The organism is Aeromicrobium sp., assembly GCF_036675695.1.
In the GTDB taxonomy this organism is placed as follows: Bacteria; Actinomycetota; Actinomycetes; order Propionibacteriales; family Nocardioidaceae; genus Aeromicrobium.
The window spans coordinates 1-5,831 of record NZ_JAKFEL010000241.1 but is presented as its reverse complement, the minus strand read 5'-3'; the positions used below and the strand labels follow the sequence as shown (position 1 = coordinate 5,831).

Genomic DNA, 5,831 nt, shown 5'->3' with positions numbered 1-5,831 from the left:
AGTTGGTGACGTGGTCGCTGGAGCCGAATGATCCGATCAACATCCAGTACACCTCTGGCACGACGGGGTTCCCGAAGGGCGCGACGCTGTCGCATCGCAACATCTTGAACAACGGGTACTTCGCCACCGAGACGATCAACTTCACCTCTGAGGACCGGTTGTGCATCCCGGTGCCGTTCTACCACTGCTTCGGCATGGTGATGGGCAACCTGGGCTGCACGACCCACGGCGCGACGATGGTGATCCCGGCGCCCGGGTTCGACCCGGCGATCACGTTGCAGACCATTCAGGACGAGTCCTGTACGGGCGTGTACGGGGTGCCGACGATGTTCATCGCGATGCAGAACGCACCGGGGTTCGCTGATTACGACCTGTCGAGTTTGCGGACCGGGATCATGGCTGGTTCGCCGTGTCCGGTCGAGGTGATGAAGCGTTGTATCGATGACATGCACATGGGTGAGGTGTCGATCGCGTACGGGATGACCGAGACCAGCCCGGTGTCGACGCAGACTCGCAGTGACGATGACCTTGATCGTCGTACGGCCACGATCGGGCGGGCGCATCCGCACGTGGAGATCAAGATCGTCGACCCGGTCACCGGGGAGACGGTTGAACGTGGTGAGCCGGGGGAGTTCTGCACCCGTGGCTATTCGGTGATGCTCGGCTACTGGAACGACGACGAGAAGACGGCTGAGGCGATTGATGCCGAGGGGTGGATGCACACCGGTGATCTTGCGGTGATGCGTGAGGACGGTTATTGCGCGATCGTGGGTCGGATCAAGGACATGGTGATCCGGGGTGGGGAGAACATCTACCCGCGTGAGATCGAGGAGTTCCTGTACACGCATCCCGGTGTCGAGGACGTGCAGGTGATTGGTGTTCCTGATGAGAAGTACGGCGAGGAGCTCTGTGCCTGGATCAAGATGAAGCCCGGCGCCGAGCCGCTGGATGCGGTGGCGGTGAAGGAGTTCGCGGCCGGGAAGCTTGCGCACTACAAGGTCCCGCGCTACGTCCTGGTCGTCGATGAGTTCCCGATGACGGTCACCGGCAAGGTCCGCAAGATCGAGATGCGCGAGGAGACGACCCAGCGCCTGGGCCTGGGCTGACGACAGGACCTGCCGAGCTTCAAGGCGCGCGAGGCCGCCAACTGCATCGACTCCAACGATCAGCCATGACCGAGTTGGCGGAACTTCGACGAGACCGTCCCGCCGGTGATTCGTTCTGGAATTCGATGCGGTCATTGATCCCATTCGTCGCGGCTGGACTAGACCGATGACCAATTCTCACGCCAGTTTTCGTCATTTGCGTGACGAAGGGGCCCAGAGTGGAGTATGACGAAAGGCGGCCCTCACCAACGCCAGGCCCTGAGGGTCGGCCAGTGTCCTGGGAGTCGAGCTCATGACCCACCGCCGTCTTCGTCCCCTCCTCGGCGGCCTCGCCGCGGGATCGCTCGTCATGGCGCTGGCTGGCGTCGCCCCAGCCATCGCGGTCGCTGAACGGGGGGACCCGTCCGACCCACCGAAGGTCGGCGCTGCTGTCAAGGCCGGGAAGTCCAAACCCGTGCGCGACCTGTCCCGAGGAAAGCCGGTGAAGTCCAGCGGTGGACTGACGACCGACAAGGCCCCGGCGCTGACCTCCACGGGCGGCACCGAGGACGCGGCGCTCGACGAAGGCGATGCGCCGGTCAACGACGACCTGAGCGCGCCACTGCAGAACTTCGCTGGACAGACGAGCCCGTTCGGGCCCGCCGACACCGTCGGGGATGTCGGGCCGAACCACTACGTGCAGATGATCAACTCCAACTTCCAGATCTACAACAAGGACGGGACCACGGCAGCTGGCGGCGCGTCGGTGGCGATCAACTCGTTGTGGACGAGCAACAACGTCAACGACAACGGGTGCGACACCCAGAACGCGGGCGATCCGATCGTGCTCTACGACCAGACCGCCGACCGCTGGATGCTCAGCCAGTTCACCTCGCCGAACACGGCTCCGTTCGACATGTGCATCGCCTACTCGCAGACCCCTGACCCGACCGGTGCGTACTTCACCTACTCGTTCCGGCTGCCGGCCTCGCACGACTACATGAAGTACGCCATCTGGCCCGACGGCCTCTACATGTCCACCTTCGAGGGCGGCACCCTGGGCGCCTACGTGTTCGACCGGTCCGCCATGCTCAGCGGCAGCCCGGCGACATTCCAGTACTTCGGCAGCGGCGCTGGTGCGCTCGGTCCGGGCGTCTCCTCCGCCGGCCGGGTGCGGCTCTTCCCGAGCGACTGGGACGGTAGCAACCCGCCCGCCGCAGGGGAGCCGAACCACTTCCTGCTCTCCAAGGACGCAGACAACGGCCAGGGTGGGACGCAGGACACCCTCGAGATCTACGACTTCCACGTCGACTGGAACGACCCCGCCAACTCGACCTTTGGACTGGCCACGACGCTGAACACAGCGCCCTACGACATCGACGTGGGGTGTGTCGACGGTGACGGCGACGGCCAGGTCCGCGGATGCGTGGACCAGCCGAACTCCACTCGCGACGTGGACTCGCTGCCGGGACGGCTCATGCACCGGGTGCAGTACCGCAACTTCGGCACCCACCGGTCGATGGTCGTGGTGCAGTCCTCGGTCGACGCCGACGGCAACGACCGCGTCGGCACCCGCTGGTACGAGCTGCGTAACAGCGGTGCGGGCTGGACGATCCACCAGCAGGGGACCTATGCCCCAGCGGCTACCCCCGGCTTCGCCAACATCGGGAGCCCGGACCGGTGGATGGGATCCATCGCGATGGACAAGGACAACAACATCGCGATCGGCTACTCCATCATGGACGCGCCCAACAACCTGAACGCCTCCATCGCCTACACCGGTCGTCTGGCGGGGGCACCTCTGGGCAGCATGCCGGAGCAGGAGCAGATGCTGCTCACCAGCAACGCCGTGCATGCCTCGGAGCGCTGGGGTGACTACAGCTCCATGAACGTCGACCCGACTGACGACTGCACGTTCTGGTACACGACGATGGTCGGGGGTTCGGCGACCCAGATCGGCTCGTTCCGGTTCAGTTCGTGCACGTCGGCGGACCTGCGGATCACCAAGTCCGACACCCCGGACCCGGTTGCTGCGGGCGAGGACCTGACCTACACCATCAACGTCACCAACGCCGGTCCGAACACGGCCGAGGACGTCACGGTCACCGATGTGCTGCCCGCCGGCGTCACGTTCCTCAACAGCGCACCGGATTGCACCAACGCCGGGGGGACCCTGACGTGTGCGATGGGTGACCTGCTGGCCGGGCAGACAGTGCCGCTGGTCATCCAGGTCGAGGTGCCGGCCGACTTCGCCGGCAACACCTTGGTGAACACCGCCACGGTGTCCTCGCCGACGAGCTTCGACCCCGACCAGAGCAACAACAAGGCCACGGCCACCACGACGGTCAAGCGGCAGGCTGACCTGGCTGTCACCAAGGTGTGCAAGCCCGACACTTCCGCGCCAGCAGGCACGGAGGCCTTCTGTGACATCCACGTCGACAACCTGGGCCCGTCCGACGCCAAGGACGTGCAATTGACCGACGTCCTGACGTCTGCCACCCCGTTCGAGCTGGTCAGCGTGACGGCATCGCCATCCGGGACCTGTGCGCCCACCAGCTCCGGCGCGGTGACCACTGTCACGGTCACGTGCGACCTCGGCACCGAGCCAGCCGGAGGGCGCACCACCGTCCGGGTGACCGTGACCGCCGACGACGCCGCGGAGGTCAATGACGTGGCGAGCGTCGCCAGTTCCACAACCGATCCGAACACGGGCAACAACCGGGCCACCGGTCGCGTCGACTTCGTCGGATCGGCCGACCTGAGCCTGGACAAGACCGGTCCCGCTGAAGTGGTCGCGGGCACCGAGCTGACCTACGAGATCGAAGTCAGCAACGACGGTCCTTCCACGGCTCGTGACGTGGTGGTCCAGGACCTGTTGCCGCTGGGAGTGAGCTTCGTGTCGGTGACACCGTCCCAGGGCACGTGTGCCCACGGGCAACCGGGACCGCGCGACGTCACCTGTGGCTTGGGCAATCTGGCCCCAGGTGGCTCGGCGACCATCACGATCGTCGCCTCCGTGGCGCCGGACGTCCCGCCGGGCACCATCCTGTTCAACAAGGCCATGGTGTCGAGCAGCACCGGTGACCCCGACAACGACGACGTACGGGACAGCGTGCCGACGCACGTGGTGGCGTCCGCCGACGTTTCGGTGACCAAGACCGACTCGCCTGATCCCGTGGTCGCGGGCAACAAGTTGACCTACACGATCACAGCGACGAACGGCGGTCCATCGACCGCGCAGAACGTCACGTTGGTGGACACCCTGCCCTCGGGTACGACGTTCGTCAGTGGCGTCAACGGCCAGGACGTTCCGGTCTGCACACCGGTCGAGGCCGGCAAGGTGGTCTGCTCGCTCGGCAACCTCGACCCCGGGAAGTCCGCGGTTGTGCACCTGACCGTCCTGGTCGGGGCGAACGTCCCGCACGGGACCGTGCTCGAGAACACCGTCACGGTCCATGCGGACACCCCCGATCCGGACCCGTCGGACAACACCGCCACGGCGAGCACAGCGGTGACCACGTCGGCCGAGTTGTGGCTGGACAAGCAGGCCGTGCACCGCACCGGCAACCCCGCCCCGACGCTCATCTACACGCTGGTGGTGCACAACGACAAGGGCTGTGAGGCGGACGCCCAGTCGACCCCGTCGCCGACCTGCGGCGCGGGCGGCCCGTCCGACGCACAGAACGTGCAGGTCGTCGACATCCTGCCGCTCACTTCGAAGAAGTTGGTCGTCCAGTACGTCTCACCGGACTGCACCTACAACAAGGTGGCGCACAAGGTGACCTGCAGCAGCGCCTCCGTGCCCGCCGGGGCCACGGTCACCTATGTGATCGAGGCCCAGATCCAGGGCAGCGTCGGTGAGATCGCCAACACCGCGACGGTGTCGAGCTCCACGGCCGACCCGGTCCCGGGCAACAACACCGACACGGCCACGGTGGTCGTCAAGGGAGGGACGGGCAAGGGCAAGGGCAGCTGAGTCCCGGGCCGGGGGCTGCGCTACTGGAACCCGACGAGGTACGTCAGGACCGCATGCGCAACCCCGCCGGGGGCTACGGTCACCGTCTCCTCGGGGGGATCGGTGTACTTGCCCTCGGCGGGGGCGCGCACCACGTAGGTGCCCGGACTGACCTCCACGCGGGCAGTGCCGTTGGCATCAGTGCGCACCTCGATGACCTCGTCGGTGGAGGTGTTCACCAGCGAGACCTCGGTGTCCGGACGCGGCTGCGGCCGACATGACGGCCCGGGTGTCATCGGCTCGGGGTGGCATTGCTCACCAACGCGCACCTGGATCTCGATGGCAGCGGAGGGGCCCGGTGGCGTGCTGCTCGCGCTGGCCGGAGTGCCCCCGCTCGGAGTGCTGCCGCTGCCGGCGCCACCGGTGCACGCTGTCAGCACCAGCAGCACACCAACCGCTCCTGCCCACGTCGAAGAAGGCCTCACAACCTCAGGCTACGCCGTGCGACGACAACGGCCTGACCCTGTTCGAGGAGTTCTGCGAACCCTCATCTGCACACCGCGGCGTACCGTCCGCGACTGCCGTCGTGGCAGCGGGCTTGTCGCACGTATGTTGCACGAACAAAAGGAAAGAGGCCCATAAAAGGGCCTCTGACCTGCGACTTTACTTGTGGGCGATACTGGGTTTGAACCAGTGACCTCTTCCGTGTCAGGGAAGCGCGCTACCGCTGCGCCAATCGCCCGTGGTGAATCTTGTGAAGTTGTGTTGTGGAGGTGGGTACGGGATTTGAA

Annotated in this window: 3 protein-coding genes and 1 tRNA gene; 2 read left to right on the top strand and 2 right to left on the bottom strand. The window is 65.9% G+C overall.

The annotated features are described in order from the left end of the window. Together V6M39_RS15820 and V6M39_RS15815 are read left to right on the top strand one after the other, a co-directional pair. The coding region (locus tag V6M39_RS15820) for an AMP-binding protein (RefSeq protein ID WP_332644776.1) at nucleotides 1–1,106 on the top strand (1,106 nt) is incomplete at its 5' end. Between the two features lie 292 nt (nucleotides 1,107–1,398). Continuing rightward, nucleotides 1,399–5,061 (top strand): COG1361 S-layer family protein, encoded by a 3,663-nt coding sequence (locus tag V6M39_RS15815; protein ID WP_332644775.1) that lies wholly within the window; start codon nucleotides 1,399–1,401, stop codon nucleotides 5,059–5,061. A gap of 20 nt (nucleotides 5,062–5,081) precedes the next feature. Here the strand turns inward: V6M39_RS15815 and V6M39_RS15810 are convergent, their stop codons facing one another. Continuing rightward, entirely contained in the window at nucleotides 5,082–5,525 is a 444-nt protein-coding gene (locus V6M39_RS15810) for a carboxypeptidase-like regulatory domain-containing protein (RefSeq protein ID WP_332644774.1), read from the bottom strand. Nucleotides 5,526–5,710: 185 nt separating this feature from the next. Further along, nucleotides 5,711–5,782: transfer RNA gene (locus V6M39_RS15805), tRNA-Val, on the bottom strand. Between the last annotated feature and the right edge of the window lie 49 nt (nucleotides 5,783–5,831).

Coding starts and splice junctions, on each gene's coding strand:
- V6M39_RS15815 (WP_332644775.1), top strand. CDS start 1,399: ATGACCCACCGCCGTCTTCGTCCCCTCCTCGGCGGCCTCGCCGCGGGA.